At 45.3% G+C, this 22,197-nt stretch carries 22 protein-coding genes; 13 read left to right on the plus strand and 9 right to left on the minus strand.

Annotated elements, in window-relative coordinates; genetic code table 11:
• Window positions 1-10: 10 nt before the first annotated feature.
• Window positions 11-1,594, minus strand: a complete 1,584-nt coding sequence (locus CN378_RS19910; RefSeq protein WP_098354218.1) for an ATP-binding protein — start codon at window positions 1,592-1,594, stop codon at window positions 11-13.
• A 157-nt stretch (window positions 1,595-1,751) separates the two neighbouring features.
• Here CN378_RS19910 and CN378_RS19915 point away from each other — a divergent pair, with 157 nt between their 5' ends.
• Complete coding sequence (locus CN378_RS19915) at window positions 1,752-2,159, plus strand: potassium channel family protein (RefSeq protein WP_098354219.1); 408 nt, start codon at window positions 1,752-1,754, stop codon at window positions 2,157-2,159.
• Between the two features lie 196 nt (window positions 2,160-2,355).
• Here CN378_RS19915 and CN378_RS19920 read toward each other — a convergent pair whose 3' ends face one another.
• Window positions 2,356-2,802 (minus strand): hypothetical protein, encoded by a 447-nt coding sequence (locus tag CN378_RS19920; protein ID WP_098354220.1) that lies wholly within the window; start codon window positions 2,800-2,802, stop codon window positions 2,356-2,358.
• Window positions 2,803-2,812: 10 nt separating this feature from the next.
• A complete protein-coding gene (locus CN378_RS19925; protein ID WP_098354221.1) occupies window positions 2,813-3,151 on the minus strand; it encodes an ASCH domain-containing protein in 339 nt (112 codons plus the stop codon).
• A gap of 165 nt (window positions 3,152-3,316) precedes the next feature.
• Here CN378_RS19925 and CN378_RS19930 point away from each other — a divergent pair, with 165 nt between their 5' ends.
• From CN378_RS19930 to CN378_RS19945, 5 genes are all read left to right on the plus strand, one after another.
• Window positions 3,317-4,255 carry a DMT family transporter gene (locus CN378_RS19930; RefSeq protein WP_098354222.1) on the plus strand — a complete coding sequence of 313 codons (939 nt, stop codon included), beginning with the start codon at window positions 3,317-3,319 and terminating at the stop codon, window positions 4,253-4,255.
• Between the two features lie 81 nt (window positions 4,256-4,336).
• The gene (locus tag CN378_RS19935; RefSeq protein ID WP_098354223.1) at window positions 4,337-4,858 is read left to right on the plus strand and encodes a ferritin; all 522 of its coding nucleotides are present in this window, start codon (window positions 4,337-4,339) and stop codon (window positions 4,856-4,858) included.
• 119 nt (window positions 4,859-4,977) lie between these two features.
• Complete coding sequence (locus tag CN378_RS19940; protein WP_098354224.1) at window positions 4,978-5,520, plus strand: DUF3189 family protein; 543 nt, start codon at window positions 4,978-4,980, stop codon at window positions 5,518-5,520.
• 109 nt (window positions 5,521-5,629) lie between these two features.
• The gene (locus CN378_RS22760) at window positions 5,630-5,773 is read left to right on the plus strand and encodes a hypothetical protein (protein ID WP_179884997.1); all 144 of its coding nucleotides are present in this window, start codon (window positions 5,630-5,632) and stop codon (window positions 5,771-5,773) included.
• Window positions 5,774-5,895: 122 nt separating this feature from the next.
• Window positions 5,896-6,531 (plus strand): FMN-dependent NADH-azoreductase, encoded by a 636-nt coding sequence (locus CN378_RS19945; protein WP_098354225.1) that lies wholly within the window; start codon window positions 5,896-5,898, stop codon window positions 6,529-6,531.
• A 53-nt stretch (window positions 6,532-6,584) separates the two neighbouring features.
• Here the strand turns inward: CN378_RS19945 and CN378_RS19950 are convergent, their stop codons facing one another.
• From CN378_RS19950 to CN378_RS19965, 4 genes are all read right to left on the minus strand, one after another.
• Window positions 6,585-7,859 carry an MFS transporter gene (locus tag CN378_RS19950; RefSeq protein ID WP_098354226.1) on the minus strand — a complete coding sequence of 425 codons (1,275 nt, stop codon included), beginning with the start codon at window positions 7,857-7,859 and terminating at the stop codon, window positions 6,585-6,587.
• A 31-nt stretch (window positions 7,860-7,890) separates the two neighbouring features.
• Complete coding sequence (locus CN378_RS19955) at window positions 7,891-9,186, minus strand: alkaline phosphatase family protein (protein ID WP_098354227.1); 1,296 nt, start codon at window positions 9,184-9,186, stop codon at window positions 7,891-7,893.
• Window positions 9,187-9,357: 171 nt separating this feature from the next.
• Window positions 9,358-10,149 (minus strand): polymer-forming cytoskeletal protein, encoded by a 792-nt coding sequence (locus CN378_RS19960; RefSeq protein WP_098354228.1) that lies wholly within the window; start codon window positions 10,147-10,149, stop codon window positions 9,358-9,360.
• Between the two features lie 26 nt (window positions 10,150-10,175).
• A complete protein-coding gene (locus CN378_RS19965; RefSeq protein WP_098354229.1) occupies window positions 10,176-10,811 on the minus strand; it encodes a DUF4004 family protein in 636 nt (211 codons plus the stop codon).
• A 228-nt stretch (window positions 10,812-11,039) separates the two neighbouring features.
• Between CN378_RS19965 and CN378_RS19970 the strand changes: the two genes are divergently transcribed.
• From CN378_RS19970 to CN378_RS19980, 4 genes are all read left to right on the plus strand, one after another.
• Window positions 11,040-13,091, plus strand: coding sequence for a catalase (locus CN378_RS19970; protein WP_098354230.1), 2,052 nt, complete (start codon window positions 11,040-11,042; stop codon window positions 13,089-13,091).
• 205 nt (window positions 13,092-13,296) lie between these two features.
• Window positions 13,297-13,455, plus strand: coding sequence for a hypothetical protein (locus tag CN378_RS22765; RefSeq protein ID WP_179884998.1), 159 nt, complete (start codon window positions 13,297-13,299; stop codon window positions 13,453-13,455).
• 104 nt (window positions 13,456-13,559) lie between these two features.
• Window positions 13,560-14,006 carry a hypothetical protein gene (locus tag CN378_RS19975; protein WP_142323638.1) on the plus strand — a complete coding sequence of 149 codons (447 nt, stop codon included), beginning with the start codon at window positions 13,560-13,562 and terminating at the stop codon, window positions 14,004-14,006.
• A gap of 291 nt (window positions 14,007-14,297) precedes the next feature.
• Window positions 14,298-16,433 (plus strand): ATP-dependent Clp protease ATP-binding subunit, encoded by a 2,136-nt coding sequence (locus tag CN378_RS19980; protein WP_098354232.1) that lies wholly within the window; start codon window positions 14,298-14,300, stop codon window positions 16,431-16,433.
• 144 nt (window positions 16,434-16,577) lie between these two features.
• Here CN378_RS19980 and CN378_RS19985 read toward each other — a convergent pair whose 3' ends face one another.
• The gene (locus CN378_RS19985; RefSeq protein WP_098354233.1) at window positions 16,578-17,090 is read right to left on the minus strand and encodes a CBO0543 family protein; all 513 of its coding nucleotides are present in this window, start codon (window positions 17,088-17,090) and stop codon (window positions 16,578-16,580) included.
• A 115-nt stretch (window positions 17,091-17,205) separates the two neighbouring features.
• Window positions 17,206-17,949 (minus strand): Cof-type HAD-IIB family hydrolase, encoded by a 744-nt coding sequence (locus tag CN378_RS19990; protein WP_098354234.1) that lies wholly within the window; start codon window positions 17,947-17,949, stop codon window positions 17,206-17,208.
• A gap of 183 nt (window positions 17,950-18,132) precedes the next feature.
• On the opposite strand from CN378_RS19990, the gene CN378_RS19995 reads away from it, so the two are divergent.
• The 3 genes from CN378_RS19995 to cphA all read left to right on the plus strand — a co-directional run bounded on the left by CN378_RS19995 (window position 18,133) and on the right by cphA (window position 22,130).
• Window positions 18,133-18,447, plus strand: a complete 315-nt coding sequence (locus tag CN378_RS19995; protein ID WP_098354235.1) for an MGMT family protein — start codon at window positions 18,133-18,135, stop codon at window positions 18,445-18,447.
• 243 nt (window positions 18,448-18,690) lie between these two features.
• Window positions 18,691-19,485 carry a cyanophycinase gene (locus CN378_RS20000; protein WP_098354236.1) on the plus strand — a complete coding sequence of 265 codons (795 nt, stop codon included), beginning with the start codon at window positions 18,691-18,693 and terminating at the stop codon, window positions 19,483-19,485.
• Between the two features lie 14 nt (window positions 19,486-19,499).
• A complete protein-coding gene (gene cphA, locus CN378_RS20005) occupies window positions 19,500-22,130 on the plus strand; it encodes a cyanophycin synthetase (RefSeq protein ID WP_098354237.1) in 2,631 nt (876 codons plus the stop codon).
• Window positions 22,131-22,197 lie beyond the last annotated feature (67 nt).

Raw genomic sequence — 22,197 nt, forward strand, 5'->3', positions numbered from 1 at the left:
CATTCTCCCCCTAATGTTGCTTTGGAATACTGACCGTAAAGACGACTCCCCCAAGTTCACTATCTCCCACGGTCAAATTCCCTTGTAGCTGCTCCACGCATTTCTGTACAAGATGAAGGCCGATTCCCCTATCCTTGCCGGATTTCGTGGAGTATCCCTTTATGAATATGGATTCCATATGCTGAACGCCTCTGCCGCTGTCTTCTATTTCAAAGATGAAATCATTCCCGAGATCAGTCATGAATAATTGAACTTGCCTGTTAAGTTTCGGCCGGGATAGGACTTCTTCAAAGGCGTTATCAAGAATATTGCCGATGATCGTGATCAATTTTTCCCGCTGGATATCCGTAAGAGGCGTGGTGATCGAGCTATCAGGATGAATCGAGAAAGACACCTTCAATTCTTGAGAGCGATTATATTTTCCAATAATCAGACCAGCAAGTACAGGATCAGGAACAGCTCTCAGTAAAAATTGAATCAGGTCCTCATAACCAGAGGATTCTTCCTGAATGAGGGTCAGTGCTTCTTCATGGTGATGGAGTTGGATCAGACCGGCAATCGTGTTCAGCTTATTTCGATACTCATGGGTCTGGGATCGCAATATGCCGGCATATTCTTGTACCTGTGACAATTCCTTCGTTAGCTGATCGATTTCATCCTTTCTTCTAAAGCTGGCCACCACTCCAACAATTTTCTCTGCTTCAAAAATAGGTAGCCTGTTGACGATAAGGTCATGATGATTCAAAGAGATTTCATCGTCAAGCTGACTTTCCCTCGTTTCAAGCACGTCCATCATTTTCGTTTCGGGAATGACGTCTAAAATGTGCCTGCCTCTATATGAATGTTGATGATGGAGGGCTAAAATGCTGTGAGCTTTCGCATTGATTTCAGTAATCGAGCCATGCTGGTCGATGGCGATGATTCCCTCCCGGACCGATTCGATGATTGCCCGCTTTTCCTTGAATTGCATGGCGATTTCCTTGGGCTCCAAACCGAAGATCGCTTTCTTAATTCCTTTTCCTATGAAAAAGGAGCCGATGATCCCGATTAAAAGGATGATCGTGACGAGTACTAAGACCTTTGTCCGGTAGGGGATGACAATGTCGTGGATACTGTCTTCAAGAAATCCGACTGACACGACACCAATGATTTCATTTTGTTTATTTCTGATCGGAACTTTTCCCCTGACAGAGGGACCCAATGACCCCGTCGCATGGGAAACATATGACTCCCCATTTATTAATGCCCGATCATTATCTCCCCCGACCATCTTTTTTCCGAGTCGTTCAGGCATCGGGTGGGAGTAGCGGACTGAGTCTTTATTGCCGACTACTATGAAGGTGGCCCCGGTTTCTTTACGGATTTCTTCGACTAAGGGTTGAATGATAACTTCCGGCTGGTTTTGACTAAATGCATCGATGACTGCAGGCATCTTGGAGACAGACTGTGCCACGGACAGGGCCTGCTTTCCTTTCAGGTCTGTCAGAGTCCCTGATAACATACGAAAGAAAATGACCGATAGGGATACTATTAAAATGGAAAGAAGTGTTAACACAATCGCAATAATCTTAGACTGAAGTGAGAACTTATTCATCTTGGTTTCCTTCTTTTTTAGAAAATTCTATTATTACTAGAATAAAAGAGTCGGAGGGTTTGTACAAGAGTTGATGAAAACTTGAGAGCTGTGTTTTAAACATACAGCACGTGGTATAGGTATCATAGACTATTTTCAGAGGAGGATTTATTGCGTTTTGGCAACCATCGTTACAATAGGAGCCATTTTATTTATCTTGGTGAACTTAATCTATTTTTTTAAGGATGAGCATTTCAAGTACAGTTATTTCAGTACAGCTCTATTTTATAAACTTTTCTTTGTACTGCTCAGTATCATGATTGCATTTGCCGTACTCTATTATGCTCTGTCGTTTGGAAACCCGATGCTGCGGATAAGTTCCCCGAGTGGAAAGCCGGTGGAGCATACATTCCTGAATTATCTATATTATAGCGGGGTGACCATTCTGTCTGTCGGATACGGGGATTATATCCCGACGGGGCATATCAGGTTCTTTGCACTGCTTGAAGCGGCGATCGGGCTGTTACTTCCGACGGCCTACTTTATGAAAGTGCTGGAATCCAAAGGTAGTAAGGGGAATGAATAGGGTATTTTAGCATCCAAACCGAGTTGTGTTTACAATTTGGCACGAGTTTTACCAAAAGTGCACAACAGGTACTGAGATTTCCTGTTAATACACGTGTGGGTATGCAAAAAGTGCGCCTGGATAAAGCTAGGGTATCATTTAAATAAAAAGCGTGTGCCTGATACAACTGTAAGCAATTGTACCAGGCACACGCATATTATGCCCACATCTCCGGCTTCACGACCATAAACCACAGCATGGCCAAGAGGAGGATGAGGTATATCCAAACCGTCCGATGTAATTTTCCAACAAGCTTTTCCCTGTCAGCGTCACCCTCTCCAAATTTTCTCAATGTCGGCGAGAATGCCCTTGCAAGAAAAAAGAGAGAGCAGAACAGGATGACCAGGGTCATGATGATCCACGGTGTCGTCCATGTCCATGGACCGAGAAGAACGAGGAGGATGCCGGTTCCCACAAGTACATGCCCTGAATGCTTCGAAAGCTGGACGGTGAAGCGGAACGTGTCCAGGTACGAAGGAAGGATGGGATCGGGAGCGGTCCGTAACTTCTTCATCATCGGCAGCAGAATGAAGAAGGGCCCAATGGAGGCCACGACACTTAGTACATGAAGGTAGATCAATGTTCTGTATAGTAGATGCTCCATGTAAAGCGCTCTATTCTGTCACTAAACTGAATTCGTGGACCCATACTTTCATGTCTGGATGCCAAGGCATTCCCGGATGATAGGAGAGGATGGTATTCTTATATTCCTCTACGTTTTGAAAGCCTTCCTGCTTGGCGTGATCATCCGTCAGTTCTCCGAGTGATTGAGAATAGACATTGTTCACTATGTAGTTCTTCCCTTGAAGCTCCATGATTTCCCCGATATCAGCGTATCTTCCATTTCGGCGTGTCGCCGTTTTCGTACCCTGAAGCACTTTTTCAACGTCCTCCGCTTTGGTCACTAGACGCTCGACGCTGCATGTTTTGGGTTGCAGTTCATGATTTGTCATGTTAAAAAACCCCTTTCGACTTCTACTATAGCATAGTCACGGGTGGGGAAGAATGTTGATCGTATATTCCCTTCTTAACATTTGAATCATTTCCCCTGGCAGGGAAGGTCCCTGGGTGCTATGATTGGATGAAATATCCGATAAAGAAAGAAGGCGCAGGAAGTTTTGAAAAAATGGCAAACGTATTTGATCCTTGTGTTCATCATGTTGATATGGGGCTTCAATGTGCCTGCATTGAAAACCCTGGTAAGTGTATTTACCCCTGTTACCATCACTTCACTACGCATTTTTACGGCTGGTATTACGGTCTTTATAGTTCTTGGTTTTATGGGGAAGATCAGGAAGCCGACAGCTAAAGAGTTCCTGTTCATTATTACAGGGGGGCTTTTGAATGTAGTCAGTCACCATTATTTTTTATCGGTCGGGTTAACGGGAACGTCGTCTACCAATGGGGGGCTGATCCTGGGAACGGGACCTCTGTTAACGGCTTTAATGGCGACAATCATCCTCAGGAACCGGCCGACCGTGATTAAGGTCCTCGGGTTTCTTTCGGGGAGTGTCGGGGTGACAATCATTGTCTTGTCGGGAGGGGAAGGAATCGGTGGACTGAAAATGGGGGATTTATTCATTTTCATCTCCATTTTTTCTCAAGCTTTGAGCTTCATCATCATAAGCCGTGCCGCCAAAACGCTGGATCCCCGTTTGCTGACGGGATATATGCTCGTATTCGGATCGGTCGTCCTGTTTGTCATCAGTCTGATCACAGAACCGGGGGGACTGAAGCAATTAGGGGAAGCATCACTGCAGATGTGGGTTCTGTTTTTTGCGTCGGCCATATTGGCGACCGCTGTGGGGCATATGATCTACAATCATTCCATTGGAAAGATCGGCGCTGCGGAAACTTCGATCTTCCTGAATCTCAATACTTTTTTCTCACTTCTCGGAGCGGCGATCTTTCTTGGTGAAAACGTGACGTTCTATCACTTGATCGGATTGGTGTTCATCGTGCTTGGCGTCATATGCGGTTCCGGCACCCTTGAAGAATATGTGATAAGAAGAAAACAGAAGCGCTTCCTGGAGGGGAAACAGAATCATCAGATGTAGATGGTTCTGTTTTTTTATCCATCATATTTTCACCTTTCCTTCAATAAAATAAAAGGTCAGTACATTTTGAGGAGGAAGGGTATGCTAAATAGTCAAATCGAGAAGCTATTGAATAATTTAATTGGGATCGAGCATGTATCGACTACATTATATCTTGCCATGTCCGCCTATATGGCGAATCAGAATTATACGGGGATGGCAAACTGGCTGAGACTTCAGTCAGAAGAAGAGCGCACGCATATGCTGAAGCTTATCGACTATGTGACGGACAGGGGAGGAGTGGTGGATATTCAGCAGCTCCCTGCTCAGCCCAAGGTATATGGAACCCCGCTCGAAACCTTTCAAAAAGTGCTGGAGCATGAGCGTTTCGTGACCAATTCCTATCAGCAGGCATATAATTATGCCGCCCAAAACGATCAACAGACCGCCGTCATCATTCAGGAATTTCTAAGAGAACAGATCGATGAAGAAGCTCAGGCAATGACGATTGTGGACCGGTTAAAGATTGCAGGCGATAATCCAGCTGCTCTATTGGTACTGGATCAAGAGCTCGGGCAGCGTACGGCAGCACCGGCAGCCGGGGCGGCACCTGCCGGAGGTTGATTTTATAATTGAAATCCTGCTTCCCTTTTACGGAAGGAGGATTTTTTTTTGCACGAAAGGATACAGATTCTTCATTGAGTCCATACTGAAGAAAACAGAACTCGATTTAGGATGATTATATGATATACATTTACAATGATTTCGGTGGCACTCATACAACATCGATGGCTGCGGCTTTCCATTTGAAATTATTAACTAACGGGAACTTGACTAAACAAGACATCCTTTCTGTCCCTTATTTTAACAAGCTGACAAAAAAGGATACAGGTCATATTCTTTTTCATGGGATCGATGAAGATGATAACCCTGTATATACAATTGGGCGCAGGAATTCCAAATATGTCGTCCCTGCCCTGACTGATTTAAGTGACATCCTGCTTAAAAGATACGGACAAAGGGAGAAGATCATCATTTCCAACACTTCACCAACCGTCCCTCCCTTCATGACAGCAGGAGGTTTCTTCTCAAGGGAACTGGGCATCGACTGGATCGGTGTGCCCCTTCTGGTTAAAGGGGCACAGCAATGCCATGGCCTCATTCATCACCTTGTGAAAGAGACCAAACGAGTGGCAGCTACCTCCCAAGAACAGGTGATTGTGCTGGAAAATAAGGAATATCAATATAAAATTGGAAAAAAGGATATGTATTGGAAGGAAAAGTAGTATAATAATTAGATACTACTAGGTAAAAGGTCTGTATCCTGAACACCTTGCATCAACTGAATAGACCCGTACATAAAGGTCATACTACAAGAAAACGGAGGTGTCGACATTGGAAGGTAAACCATTTCACTTTGATGGCAGTCACCATTTCGCAGCAGCAGAAGCGCAAGAGAACACTCCATTTGAACTAACAGACGAGATGAGAAAAAATATCGGGGGAAACCCTTTTGAAGTACCTGGTGAAGAAGAGTAAGAGTTTTCACCCATTGCCGCCATTAACAGGCGGCATTTTTTTATCCATTCAATGGGGATAATTATATCCTTATCTTCACAAAATACGATTGTGTATATAACGAAGCAAAGGATGGATGAAGAATGGCACAGGTATTATATATAACGGCACATCCCCATGATGAGACGCAGTCATACAGCATGGCGGTTGCGAAGGCATTCATGGATACGTATAAGGAAGTAAATCCGGGGGATGAGGTAGTTCACCTCGATTTGTACCGGGAGCATATACCCCATATTGATGCGGATGTCTTCAGTGGCTGGGGGAAGCTTCAATCGGGTAAAGGCTTTGAGGAGCTTTCACAGGAAGAACAGAAGAAAGTGAATCGCCTCAATGAATTATCAGATCAGTTCATCGGGGCAGATAAATATGTTTTTGTTACCCCTTTCTGGAACTTCTCATTCCCACCGGTGATGAAAGCATATATCGATTCCGTTGCCGTGGCAGGTAAATCCTTCAAGTATACAGAGCAAGGACCGGTTGGATTACTGACCGACAAGAAAGCGATGCATATCCAGGCGCGTGGCGGTATTTATTCCGAGGGACCGGCTGCGGGTATGGAGATGGGTCATCGTTATTTAAGTATTATCATGCAGTTTTTTGGAGTGCCTTCTTTTGAGGGGCTATTTGTAGAAGGGCATGCGGCCATGCCTGATAAAGCTGAGGAAATCAAGGCGAATGCCATCGCAAGGGCGAAGGATGCAGCACATACATTTTAAGATCAGAAAAAAGGAAAGGGCCTGAGCGATATTGTTCAGGCTCTTTCCTATTATTAGAAAATCGCAGGCTTCTCAATGTCATTTCCTTTTGGCTCAGGAACGAAGGCAAGGATCACAATACCAATGATAAAGAGAATGACAAGACTGAAGACGCCACTGTTGGATTCCCCTGTCACTTGAGCTGTGACCGCAACGAGTAGAGGACCCAGGATCGACGCGAATTTACCAAAGATGTTATAGAAGCCGAAGAATTCGTTCGCATTTTTCTTAGGGATCAGTTTGGCGAAGTACGCCCTGCTCAGTGCCTGGATGCCCCCCTGGGACGAAGCGACAAGCATGGCGAGAATCCAGAAGTCCATGGTCGTTTCCAGGAAGTAGGCGTAAATGCAAACGATGATATACACGATGATTCCCACATAAAGCATCTTTTTCCCGGTGAATCTTTCAGCGAGTCTTCCATATAGTATTGCGAATGGTCCGGCCACCACCTGGGTCACAAATAGAATGATCAAGAGGTTGGTGGAGGTGATCCCGAGATCCGATCCATATGCCGTCGACATGGTAATGATGGTACCGACACCATCAATATAAAAGAAGTAAGCAAGCAGAAATAAAAAGAGTGCCCGGTATTTCCTGATTTCTTTCACCGTTTTGCCGAGGCGTTTGAAGCTATTCGCCACAGGGCTTTTTTCTCGTTGGATGAAGTAGCGCTGATGGACATTTTTTAACAGTGGGATGGAGAATAGTCCCCACCATAATGCGGTGATCACAAAGGCAATCTTACTGGCGACGGTGACTGAAAAGGGCAGGGTCCCATTCTGGGATAAGATGATGATGGCGATGCTTAAGATGAACGGGATCGTACTGCCGATATACCCGAATCCAAATCCCCTCGATGATACACGGTTCATCCGTTCTTCTGTCGTAACATCGGTCAAGAAAGCATCATAAAAGACGTTCGAACCGGCTGAACCGACGGCTGCCACTGTATAAAAGATTAATAAAAGAAGCCACTGGTCACTTGGAACAAAAGCGAGGAGGGCCGTGAATGTCACCCCTAATGCAAAGAAGAAGGAAAAGAACTTCTTCTTGTAGCCTTCATAATCTGCTATGGTCCCAAGTATCGGACCGATCATGGCGAGGATGAAGGTCGCAATTGCGATGGTGTACCCCAGGTATGCTGTCGAATCAGCGGCACCGATACCTGCATTGGTGGCGGCCGCTTTATAGAAAAGCGGAAAGACCGCGGTAGAAATGATAATGGAATAGGCTGAGTTTGCCCAGTCATAAAAGATCCAGCTGCTTTCTTCTTTCGAAAAACGTTTCATGTTTTTTCCCCCTAAGGAAACAAAGTCTTCTTTAGATATCCAGTATCTCTTCGATCGGTTTCCCATCACTATTTTCTAAGCTAACGCCGAGCAATCTTGCAAAGGTTGGTCCTTCATCGGTGAGGCACATAGAAGGAATCTCCTGGTTTGAGCGTATCCCTTTTCCTAAAGCCATGAAAATCGTGGAGTAGTTCTCCTTTTCGGGAGAATAGCCGTGAGAGCCGTACGTATAACGCTTCTCTTTCACATCCTCCGGGGTAATCGAATGAATGAAGGGCCCATCCAGCGTATCTTTAAAATAAAAACCGGTCCGTGCCTCGAGCATAAATGCACACTGCTCATCGGCCCCTTTCATTGCAGCCTCTTCACCGGTTAGAATGGATTCGATTCCATTTAAAGGGTCAGCTTGCAGCTCTGACAATAGTGATTTCACTTCCCGGGTCGTTCCCGGATCCTTTGTGTACACATAAGCCGATCCATCACATCCTTTGCAGTAAGCCTTCCAATCAGTCACCTTCCCGCGGCGGGTTATGGTGATCAGCCCCCTTTCCCTTAAAAGGACGTTTAGTTGAACGGCCTTTGATTCATCGAGGGCACTATGATCCCCGAGGGCGACAATGGTCGATTGATCATACATACCGTTCTCCTTTAGGGCTTCTATGATCCTTCCCAATCTGTCATCATGTCGGCGGAGGGCCGCATGTGCTTCCTCAGAAGAAAAGCCGTGGTAATGCCGCTGGGTGTCGAGGTCTGTAAAATGGACAAGCAATAAGCCGGGTTTCCTTTTTATGGTTTCGACCGTTGATTGGAGGACGAAATCATCCAGCTCAGGCTGATTCAAGCCGTTGCGACTATGACCAAAGAGCCGGTTCATCTGCAGTTGATAGAGGGGACTGCCGTTCAACAGGGACACAAGGATTTGATTTTGCCAAGGTCGATTGGCGAATATTTCGGGCATATTATAATCAATATCCGCTTTCGCTGTCACCGGCCAAAGCAGAGCGGCCGTGGTCATTCCAGCTTTTTTTGCTTCATCATACAGGGTGGTTCCCTTGATGGACTTCCGGTACCAGTGCCAATCCGGGGAATCCCTGCCCGGTTGAAGGAGCGTATTATTGACAACACCGTGGCGGTTGGGGTATTTGCCGGTGACGATCGTTGCATGACAGGGATAGGTGACGGAAGGGTAGATCGTTTTGACCCTTCGGCAGAAGGATCCATGTGCAAGCAGTTCCTGGAAGTGGGGGAGGTCTTTCAGAATGGGAAAATCCAAAGCAGATAAACAGTCGAATGAGATGATGATCAGGTGATCGGTCAAACGTTTCATAAGGTCCTCCAGTTTCCGATGCAGGATTGTACTATATACCTATTAATATAGCAGAACATTCAGAATAAAAACATGAAATTTAGATGATGAGGAAGTTAAGGGGATGTAAAAAGGGGGGGATATGTCTTGAAAAAGACAGGGAAGGGAGAAGCCGTCCCTGTCACCAGGATATTAGATTTTTACCTTTTTTAATATCGTGCTGTCCTTGTGTACATCAAGGGTGCCGGAGTATTCTACCGTATCGATCACGCAATGTTCACGGATCACGACGTTTTTACCCCGCACGAGTTTCGCTTTCGTGTTTTCCAGATAGACTTCATCGCCCTCGATTAGATCGGAAAACAAATAATCTTCTTTTTGCAGAAGGAAATTGACCACTTGCTTGATCAGTCCGTTCGAGCTGTGGTGTGTAACCGAGATCTTCTCGCCACCGATTTCTTTAATGGAAGATTCATGATTGATTTCGATGTGGACTTTGTCGGCATTGAGCAATCCATCGATATGGACGGAGCCCGAAGAAGAGAAGGTTTCGACTTCACAGTCCTGATCAACCCGCAGGGAACCGCTCGCTTTGATCGATCCGCCCTGGATCTTTCCGCCTATTTTGCATGAACCGCTTATCTTGAATTTCTCAACGATAAGGTCCCTGGTCACTTTACTCGATCCACTTATGTTCATTTCGGACGCCATGACGGAGCCATCGTACTTAGAGCTGCCGCTCGTCGTGATTGTTTCTGCCTTTGTATCGCCTTCGATGGTGGAGGAACCGCTTGTTTTAATGAGGCCGGATTTCACATTGCCTGCAACGGTGCCGGATCCGGAGATTTTCATCTCCCGGCAGTCAACGTCACCTGCGATCTTTCCGCTTCCACTGATCTTCACTTCATCAAACAGTCCTCCGCCGGATGTCCCTGATCCGCTGATCTTCAAATCATGAAGCTTATTCTTTTCCACTGTATTCATCCTGTTTTCCTCCAAATTAAGGGACATCAAATCCCTTTCGTATTTGTTAACGTGATTTTCAATTCTTCCGTCATCTGTTGTAAATCGAATCTCAATACGACTTGAGCCATATGGTCCACTACAAAGTCCGAGGGGAGGGGCAGGAGCATCCACATATACGCCTCTCCTTTACGGATACCTATGAGTTCAAGGGAAGATTCCTGCAGTGGTGTGAACTTCTCATGAAGAAAAAGAAATAGGGTTTGCCTTGCTTCCTCAGGTACCTCAAGCCTCTGTGCCTTCTCGATGATCAGCATATTCAAGATATCCTGGAATTCGAATGCGTCTTTAACCGCCAATAGCGGGGAGCAGAGGGCCATCGTTTGTTCTGAAAGGATGCTGAGTGAGCGTAATTCTTCCTTACTGATCTCCATCCTGGCGGGATTGGGTGAAAAGAAGTCCGAAAGCTCATCCAGGGAATAGCCGTCTTTCATCTCTTTGATCGTATCGATGCGGGAAAGCATCTTTTCCCTGGGGAAGAATGTTTCCTGCCCGGTGTAGCTCGATTTCTTGATGAACCAGCTTTCAGGTATGATATTCTTCCGTTTCCACCGGTAAAGCTGACCATAGGATATCCCCGTCAGCTCCAATACTTCCTTCTTGGAAATAAGATCGGTTTCCATAGAGGAATCACCTCTTTTCGTAACAAAACATTGTTACGTTACTTTATAAACAGTCTAACAGAACAATGTTACGTTAGTAAAGAAAAATGTAAAAAAAATGAAGAACCCTTTTTTCATCCACTACCTGCCAAACTGTCCAATTAATGTTTAATCCAACCCATCAAGGGTACTAAGGAAACAGAATGTTTTACATAGTAAACATTAATAACCGTAGAGAGGGATGAAAGAATGGGAGAAGATCGTCGTACGAAGGTGAACGCGAAAAGCAAGGATGAACAGCTTGAACAGTATCGCGTGGAGGATGAAGGAAAGCATCTTACAACGAATCAAGGATTGAAAGTATCAGAGGATGAGTTCTCGCTGAAAGCAGGAGAGCGGGGACCTACCTTAATGGAGGATTTCCACTTCCGTGAGAAAATGACCCACTTCGACCATGAACGGATTCCTGAGCGGATTGTCCATGCACGCGGGTTCGCTGCACACGGAGAGTTCGAACTCTATGACTCTATGAAAGAATATACCCGGGCCGGATTTCTTCAGGACACCTCAAAGAAGACACCTGTTTTTGTCCGTTTCTCCACTGTAGCGGGATCCAGGGGTTCAGCGGAGACGGTACGTGATGCGCGGGGATTTGCAACCAAATTTTATACAGAAGAAGGAAATTATGATCTCGTCGGCAATAATATCCCGGTTTTCTTTATTCAGGATGCCATTAAATTCCCTGACCTCGTTCATGCCCTTAAACCGGAACCCCATAATGAAATGCCGCAGGCTGCTTCAGCACATGACACGTTCTGGGACTTTGTTGCGAACAATCAGGAATCCGCCCATATGGTGATGTGGGCCATGTCGGATCGGGCAATTCCCCGGAGCCTCAGGATGATGGAAGGCTTCGGTGTCCATACGTTCCGCCTGGTAAACGCAGAAGGCAAAGCGCATTTTGTGAAGTTCCATTGGAAACCGGTGCTTGGAACCCATTCCCTCGTTTGGGATGAGGCTCAGAAGATCAATGGGAAAGACCCTGATTTCCACCGCCGCGACTTGTACGAATCCATCGAAAATGGGGACTACCCTGAGTTTGAATTGGGCGTGCAGCTCATCAAGGAAGAAGATGAATTTAACTTTGACTTTGATGTGCTCGATCCCACCAAGCTATGGCCGGAAGAGGAAATCCCTGTGAAGATCGTCGGAAAAATGACCCTCAATCGCAATGTGGACAATGTGTTTGCCGAAACGGAGCAGGCGGCATTCCATCCTGGATCTGTCGTTCCTGGAATCGATTTCTCCAATGATCCGTTGTTACAAGGCCGCTTATTCTCCTATACAGATACACAATTGATCCGCCTGGGAGGTCCGAACTTCCACGAGCTTCCTATCAATAGACCCGTGTGCCCTTTCCATAATAACCAGCGTGATGGATACGGCCGGCATACCATCAACAAAGGGCAGGTGAGCTATCATAACAATTCGCTTGCTCACAATACACCAGCCCCTGCTTCGGCGGAAGAGGGAGGCTATACTCATTATCAAGAAAAAGTGGAAGGGCGCAAGGTCCGGGCAAGAAGTGAAAGCTTCAAGGATCACTTCTCACAGGCAACCATGTTCTGGAACAGCATGAGCGGCCCTGAAAAAGAGCATATCGTACAAGCCTTCAGCTTTGAACTGGGAAAAGTGAAGAGTAAATCGGTTCAAAAGCAGGTCGTCGAAATGTTTGCAAACGTCAGCATGGACCTTGCAAAAGGTTTTGCCGAAGCGATTAATATAGAAGTGCCTGAAGGAGAAGGCTCGAACGTAACGAAGTCCTCAAAAGCCCTTAGTCAGGAACATACGATTAAAAACCCGGCCACCCGTAAAGTGGGTGTCATCCTTGGAGAAGGCTATAAGGGAGAAGATGTGAAGATGGTTTTATCTTCCCTTAAGGAAGAGGGTGTCCAGCCTGAAATCATCAGTGACAAACTGGGGATGCGTAAAGGGGATGATGGCACCGAGCTTGAAGTGGACCATACATTCTTAACAGGAGAATCAGTACTGTTCGACAGTCTTTACGTTGTAGGAGGGGAGAACGTAGATAAAAAATTCTCTCAGGACACGACCTACTTTGTGAAAGAAGCATATTCTCACTTTAAGCCGATAGGTGCCACACATGAAGGTATCCACTGGTTGGAAGAAGCCGGTGTGAGCGGTTCCGGTGTTGTAACGGGAGATGACATGAAGTCATTTGCCAAAGAGTACACGACAGCCATCGCAGCCCATCGTCATTGGGATCGTGAATTGGTATGAAAATAAATGAAGAAAGAAGAGAGACCCTCTCTCTACTTAAAGAAGGAAATGCTAGACCTGATTTTTTAAGGTCTAGCATTTTTTTATATTAAAAACGCCCTTTTTACTAGAGAATAGACGTTTATATCATTCGAAACTAGCAATGCGTACATAAGATAACCATGTAAAATGATTTACCAATACTGAATAAGTGAGGTGAATAAGAATGGGTGTCAGTCATTCTCATAGTGAATTTGATTTTTACAGTTTGTTATTAGTTCTACTAATTGTGGCTTTTCTAGTATTGCTTGCCATTAATCCTCTGGCAGCATTGATTGTAGGAATCGCTATTCTCGTTCTGCTTGCAGTAGGTTCTTTTATCTAAACCGAAGAGATAAAGGTCTACCATTCCTTTTAGGACAGGTAAGGATTCCGTATTCAATGAATGCCATTTATATTGGAGTTTTCGAAGAGATGGAGGGGAAATCAATGAGTGAAAAAAATAATCCACTAGAAGGTATCATGGAATTAATCAACCAATACACAAAAGAAGATGCAGCGAAATTGGATTTGGAGTCAGCAAAGGATACACTAGGTTCTTTATTAAATGAGGACGGTTTAAAAGGACTATTAAAAGCTGAAGGGAATCATTCTCTGGATGCACTGGGTTCACTTGGGAACTTAGGGGCCATGGCGAACGTGATGAATGTGCTGCCCATGGTTGAAAAGGTGGTGAAACAGCGTATGTCTAAAAAACAGTCAGATGCCTATAAGCATGATGGATGTAAAAAAGACCAGCACGAGGAAACGAATGGATTAGGGGACATCAAAGAACTTCTTGAAGATATTCTGGACGAATTAAAGAAGATAAAAAAATGTACGTGCTGTAAAAAGAAGCATGGTTGTGACAAAGGTAACTGGGAACACTTGTATTAATAGAGCCGGCGAATATGCCGGTTTTTTTTTGTGTTTCCGCTTGAGAGAACCCCTCTAAATCAATTACTTGATTTGGCCACTGCCTCCCTTTATACTCATCAATCAACGGTCATACGCGCCCTTTATGAGCAAAAATTTCCATAAGCAAAAATCTTGAAAGTCAAAAAAGGTCAAAGTATACTGAGTATATAAGGTCAAAGAAAGTCAAAGTCAAACATAAACAAGCTGACCTTATCCATTCGCTAATTATTAATCATTTAAATATAACAAGACTATAGGAGGTCATGTTTAATGAAATGCCAAGTATGTCAGCATAATCAGGCAACCATCGAAGTGTATACGCAAATGAATGGCAAGAAGTCCAGTATGAAGATGTGTTCAACTTGCTTTCAAAAGCAGCAGGCACCTTCTGGCATTCATGGGGGCTTTCCGTTCGATGAACTGTTTAAAGGCATGAGTATGGGTGGAAGCCCTGACCAAGGATTCCAAAGCAACCATCAGCCATCTTCCCCACAAAAAAAGGATGGGAATGGAGGAAACGGCATTCTCGATCAGTTTGGTCGAAATGTGACAGGGGCTGCGAAAGCCGGATTGATTGATCCTGTCATCGGCCGCGACAAAGAAGTGGAACGCGTCATTGAGATCCTGAATCGACGCAATAAAAACAACCCCGTATTGATCGGGGAGCCCGGTGTCGGAAAAACAGCGATCGCAGAAGGGTTGGCACGTAAGATCGTAGCAGGTGATGTTCCATCCAAATTATTAAATAAAGAAGTGTATGTGATGGATGTTGCTTCATTGACTGCCGGTACAGGCGTTCGCGGTTCCTTTGAAGAACGTTTAAAAGCCATCATCAGTGAACTGCAGAAACGCGAAAACGTAATGCTATTCATTGATGAAATCCATCAATTAGTCGGTGCCGGCTCCGCAGAAGGTTCCATGGATGCAGGAAACATCCTGAAACCGGCTTTAGCCCGCGGTGAACTGCAAGTAATCGGGGCCACCACGTTGAAGGAGTATCGCCAAATCGAAAAAGACGCGGCACTTGAACGCCGCTTCCAGCCGGTGATGGTCAATGAGCCGACACCCGAGGAAGCCATTGAAATCCTAAAAGGATTAAAAGATAGATATGAAGACTATCATGGAGTGGAATTTACAGAAGAGAGCATCGAGGCTTGTGTGAAATTGTCCCACCGTTATATCCAGGACCGGTTCCTCCCCGATAAAGCCATTGATTTAATGGATGAGGCAGGTTCAAAAGTCAATCTGCTATCGGAAGGCAAGGATAAAACGGCCATCCACAAAAAATTAAATGATGTACGATTAAAGAAAGAGCAGGCCACGAAGGAAGAGAATTATGAGCAAGCGGCGATTCTTAGGGACGAGGAAGCAGAATTGGAAAGACAGCTGGGTGAAGGCAAGTCTGATGCCAAGCCTCTTGTGGAAAAAGAATTGATCCAGACAATCATTGAGGGCAAGACGGGTATACCGGTAGGAAAGCTTCAAAGTGATGATCGCAAGAGGATGAAATCACTTGAAGAAAACCTTGCCCACAAAGTGATCGGCCAGGAAGAAGCAGTGAAGAAAGTAGCGAAGGCGGTCCGCCGCAGCCGTGCAGGCTTGAAGGCGAAGCACCGTCCGATCGGGTCATTCCTATTCGTGGGTCCAACCGGCGTAGGGAAAACAGAATTAACGAAGACACTGGCAGAAGAGCTGTTTGGATCCAAAGATTCCATGCTTCGATTAGATATGAGTGAGTATATGGAGAAACACTCTGTTTCTAAATTGATCGGTTCACCTCCAGGCTATGTAGGCCATGAGGATTCCGGACAACTGACAGAAAAAGTGAGAAGAAATCCTTATTCCATCATCCTCCTTGATGAAATCGAAAAAGCACACCCGGATGTGCAGCATATGTTCCTGCAAATCCTTGAAGACGGGCGTCTTACTGATAGTCAGGGTAGAACGGTCAGTTTCAAAGAAACGGTCATCATCATGACAAGTAACGCAGGAGTGACAGACAAGAAGGAAACCGTAGTCGGTTTCAACACCGGAGGCACAGATGCGATTAAAGAAACGAATATTCTTCAATCACTTGGTGCCTACTTTAAACCGGAGTTCCTGAACCGGTTTGACAGTATCATTGAATTTGAATCTCTTGAAAAAGAAGAGCTTCTCCAAATTCTTGATCTCATGCTGAATGAGTTACAGACTGAGCTTAAGGAACAGGGCATCACTGTGACCATCGATGATGAAGCCAAGCGGAAGCTCGTTGAACTTGGTTACCACCCTGAATTTGGTGCACGTCCATTACGCAGGGTGATCCAGGAAAGAGTGGAAGATAACATTGCCGACTTCCTCCTTGATGAAGAAGGCGTAACGGAACTGATCGTATCCGTTGAAAATGAAGAAATCGTCGTGAAATAAACGAAAAGAAGCATCCTGAAACCAGGGTGCTTCTTTCTTCATTCTTTTCGTTTTAAAATGGCGATGTATATGGCCATCGTGACATAGACGCCTATAACCAGGACAATAAATAGAGGTGTGGAAATGGAGTTCATGGAAACACCCTCACTTTAAATCATGAAAAGATGGATGGAAGATCAATAATAGGATGGCAATGATAGGAACGGATAAGATGAGTGCTAGCAGCGGTTTCTTGTGATGCAGTCCCAAAATGGAAAACATGATGATATTAAATACAGCAGACCAGCCTAAATTCCAGCCATTTTCGTAAAGGAAAAGCCCTTTTTTATGAAATAAGTATTCCAGGAACGTAAAGTATGCGATCCAGCTTGAGACGTACAGAAATTTCTTTTTCCGATAGGGGAAATAACGAAGATAAATCATAATCACCACTGGAATGATGAAAAAGGTGAAAACGAGATCGATTAACGTATGATTCAACCAGTCGACCGTCACCGCTCTATACTCCCAAAGCGTATGGTTATAAAAAACGACGTTATAAGAGAGATTGCAGATAATATAAAACTGAACCGTTGGGTAAAAGTCCTTCCAACGCTTCCAATCAATAAAGAACTTTGCGAAAAGTATATAAACCACGACTACCAGTATTAGATACATAATGGGGTACAATCCTTGTTTTTTGTTACTTATTATAGACGTAATGGAAAAAGAATAGACCCTTTGTACAGAGAAAGTGCCTGATTCAATCGAGAATCAGGCACTTTCTCTGTATTTATTCCATTTCCTTCAGAACTTTATCAATCGCTTGAGCCACACCGTGATCGGTATTGATGCCCGTTACCCAATCGGCGGCTTCCTTCACAGCTTCCTGAGCATTGCCCATGGCGACTCCGAAGCCTGATTCACGGATCATGGCGATGTCATTCATGCTGTCACCGACTGCCATGACCTGGTCCATTGAAAGATCCAGCCATTTGCACACCTTCACTAATGCGGCCGCTTTATTGACCCCGGCTGGATTGATTTCAATATTGGTCGGTGATGAGTTCGTGATTTCCAATGCTTCATTTTTTACGAGTTCGTCCATCATGACTTTACGTACGTCATCATCCTGAATATCGAATCCGAATTTCAGCCAGTTATAGGATTCGATGTCCTGATCAAAAGGCTTCTTACTATTGAATAACCCTTGGGAAGTGGAAGACCAGAAATACACATCATGCTCTTCCTTAAGGGCCCACAGCTGCTTTACAAGGTCAGTCTCAAGGGGGATGCTGTCCACCAGATTATATTCATGATCGTAGATTTCCCCGCCGTTCACGGTGACAAGATAAGAGGAACGTCCAAGCTCATCAGAAATGTCCCGGCATGTAAAGAGGGACCGGCCGGTACTCAACACGACGTGAATCCCCTTTTCCTTCGCGCGCTGAATGGCTTGTTCATTTTCCGGGGAAACTTCTCCTTCATGATTCACGAGAGTTCCATCCATGTCCAGTGCAATCAGTTTGATATCCATTTTTCCTATCACGTCCTTCTATTCATTCATATACAGTTTAATATACTCGGAGCATATCTTCTAGGGACGCGACTTGGTGATAGATGATTTCATATATAGGGGAATACATAATACAATGGAAGAAGTATATGTTGAGAGGAAGAGAGGCTATGTATTTACATATGAAAAGGGGAATGAATTCACATGAAGCCGTTTACTGAAGAAGTGGTTAAAATCATTCAGCGCATTCCGCATGGAAGAGTGATGACGTACGGCCAAATCGCAGCACTGGCAGGCAGTCCCAGGGCGGCAAGGCAGGTCGTGAGGATTCTACATTCCATGAGTGAAAAATATAAACTCCCCTGGCACCGGGTTTTGAATAGCAAAGGGGAAATCGGTTTCCGGGATGAAGAGCAGTTGCTGACCCAAAGGCTATCGCTTGAAGCGGAGGGGGTTCAGTTTATAGGGGAAAATCGAATTGAGATGAAGGCGTATCAGTATATACCCGGACCTGAGTGAGACAAGTAAGGATGATGGAACATTATTGCATTATTGTAAAATTGATGCATAGCACCATGTAGGTAAACTTTATGGCAAGATGACCTGGTCCAACTTTGAAAAAGGATGGACCAGGTCATTTTTTTCTGCACAGGTTTAAACAGTGGCAAAAAGAGGTATAGATGCTTTGTTGAATACAAATTATATTTTTAATTTTCAACTATATTTTTGGAAAATAAATGAGAGCGAAGAGGTTGATGAAAGATGGCAAAAGGTGATTTGCTGATCATTGGAGGCAACGAGGATAAATCGGATGAGAAAGTCATCTTATCGAAGTTCGCTGAACTATGTCAAACAAGACAGGGCCCGATTGGGATCGTGACGACTGCTACAGCTTATCCGGAGGAAGTGGGGAATGAATACGCAAGCTTGTTTCACACTCTACATGGAACAAAACCACTCTTGCTCCATTTGGATTCCCGGGAGAAAGCGGACAATCCCGAACTGATGGAGCAGCTGTCGACACTGTCGGGGTTATTCATGACAGGCGGGGATCAGCTCAGGCTCACAAGCATCCTTGGGGGGACAACCTTCTATAAACACTGCTTCCAGGAGTGGAAGTCGGGTCTTTTCATAGGCGGGACGAGTGCAGGCGCTGCTGTCATGAGCAGGTTGATGATCATATCATCCAAAATTTCAAAAAAAGAAGATGTCTCCATCCTGGAAATGGGCTCTGGCTTCGGGTTCCTCGAAGACGTCATTATTGATCAGCATTTTTCCCAGCGTGATCGATTTACAAGGCTGATGAGGGCCATTGCCTTAAATCCTCAGATCATCGGTGTGGGAATTGATGAAAATACAGCCATTTGGGTCAATAGTGAACGGAATCAATTTGAAGTGATAGGTGAATTCAATGTGAGCATTTTCGATGGGAAAACCTCTTCCTATGTAGATGTTGCCGAAAATAAAGAAAACATGACCATTTCTGATATTCGTTTTCACACACTGGGTGAGGGCGCGATTTTCGATTTAACCAAACGGGAACTAATTATATCTTAAGGAGAGAACATTCAATGAAAATCAATCGCGTCAATTACTTATCCGGTCCTAATTTATACAGCTTCAAACCGACGATCTGCATCGAACTCGATATAGAAGGGTTCGAAGAGAAGCCCTCGAATCTGCTCGAGGGGTTTATTGACCGTTTGCTTAAGGTCATGCCATCCTTATTCACACATACATGTTCACGGGGGTATGCAGGGGGCTTTGTGGAGCGCCTGTATGAGGGGACGTGGATGGGCCACATCCTTGAACATATCGCACTTGAAATCCAGCATCTGGCGGGGATATCTGTCAAGCGCGGCAAGACCATCACGGGTGAAAGGAAAGGGATTTACTTTGTGACCTACGATTATGTGGAGAAGAAGTCCGGCTATTATGCGTTTACAGCAGCAATGGAGATCGTTTCAGCCATTCTTGATGAACAAGAGGTCAGTGCCGAGCCTTACATATCAAAAACTTCAGATCTCTATCATCTGCATAAAATGGGACCGAGTACAGAAGCGATATATCAAGCAGCCAAAGACCGGAAGATACCGGTTGAAAGGACGGGTACAAACAGTCACTTAAGACTCGGGACCGGTAAGAAACAAAAATTCGTTCAGGCGACCATCTCGAGTCAATCCTCTTACCTTGCTGTAGAGAATTCCTGTGATAAAGATGAGACAAAACGATTATTGAAGAGTGCCGGACTTCCCGTTCCGGATGGTGACGTGGTTTCAAACGAATTCGAGCTTCTTCAGTCTGCTGAGAAACTCGGATTCCCTCTCGTGATCAAACCTGTCAATGGACGTCAGGGACAAAATATCGTGACGGATATCCAGAATGACCTTGACCTATTGACGGCATTTCGCTGTGTATACAATGAAGGGACCGATTATATCGTCGAGCGTTACTATAAAGGGAATGATTACCGGTTTCTTGTCGTGAATGGCGAACTGATTGCAGCGAGTCTTCGCCTCCCTCCTTCGGTAATCGGTGATGGCCGTAAAACAATCAAGGAATTAATTGAAAGCGAAAACAAAAATCCGTTGCGCGGAGAAGGACACGAGAAGGCGATGAGCAGAGTTCCCCTGGATGAACGGACCGTTGTACAACTGGAGAAGGCTGGTCATTCCCTTGATTCTGTCCTTAAAACGGGACAGGCCCTTGAGGTTTTGGGGAACGCGAATCTTTCGACTGGCGGGTCCGCCATTGACGTGACAGATGATGTCCATCCCCATTACCGGAAGATGGCTGAAGGAGCAGCGGCGGCGATCGGTCTGGATATTGCCGGGATCGATATTTTGTCCCCGGATGTAACAGTCCCATTCGAAAAGGGGACTGCAGCGATTCTTGAAGTGAATGCTGCGCCGGGGATCCGGATGCATCATTATCCTTCAGAAGGAAAAAGCAGGGACGTCGGGGGAGCGATTGTAGACTATTTATTCGCAAATCGCGAGGAAGCCGCCATCCCGATAGTCGCTGTGACAGGAACGAACGGTAAGACCACGACGTGCCGGCTGGTCTCCCATCTTTTGCAAAAGGAGAATGTGACCGTCGGCTTTACATGCTCGGACGGGATTTGGATCGACGAACATCAGATTGATGAAGGTGATTGCAGCGGTCCAAAAAGCGCGAGGAAAGTCCTATCCCACCCTGGTGTAGACGTGGCTGTGCTTGAAACGGCCAGGGGAGGCATGCTTAGGGAAGGTCTGGCTTTCAGGCATTGTGACGTTGCCGTTATCACCAATATCAGTGAAGATCATCTGGGGCTGAATGGCATAGATACTCTGGAGGATTTAAAAAAGCTGAAACAGACCGTTGCCGAAGTAGTTCTGCCTGGAGGATCATGCATATTGAACGCAGATGACCCAAGATGTGTTGAAATGGCAACTGAAACGTACGGGAAGATCATCTATTTCTCCCTTTCCCTTTCCAATCCTGTGATACAGGAGCATATAGAGAACGGGTATGAGGCGTGGTACATGGATGAAGGCTGGGTCATGCATACCTGTGAGGGGAAAACCGAAAGATTCCTGCCGGTCTCCCATATCCCCATCACCATCAACGGAGCTGCCAGGTACAATATCCTGAATGTGCTCGGCTCGCTTGCAGCCGCCCATTCGTTAGGGCGTCCACTCTCGGAACTTCGGAGCAGGGTGATCAGTTTTCTGCCGACAGAAAACCAAAATCGCGGACGTTTCAATGTACAAACGGTACAAGGAAGAACCATCATTGTTGATTATGCACACAATCCAGCGGGCTTGAGGGCCTTGTTCGACACCATCGTTCATTTTAAGGATGGAAGGGTCATCACGGTTGGCTCAGCTGCGGGAGACAGGAAAGACGAAACGATTCAGGACATGGGGAGGATTTTTGGAGAGCAATCGGATATCTTCATCATCAAGGAAGACCTGAATTTAAGAGGGAGAACCCCTGGGGAAACCGTCCATTTGCTGACCATGGGGGTCAAACAATCCAAAGAACAACCATCGATTCATGTGCAGCCAGAAGAGATCCATGCTTTGTTCATGGCCTGGGAGATGTCACAACCCGGTGACACATTACTGTTTTTATATGACGATTACGCTTCGATTCAAACGTTTACAGAAGAGGTCATGAAGAGTTCTCTATCAATAACAGAGTTTCAAAGGGCTGAATAGAATCGGATTACAATCACACATATGTAAAAAAGCTCAGAGGCGACTCTGAGCTTTTCCTTTCAATAAG

Origin of the sequence: Bacillus sp. AFS015802 (genome assembly GCF_002561455.1) — a bacterium.
Lineage (GTDB): Bacteria > Bacillota > Bacilli > Bacillales > Bacillaceae_B > Rossellomorea.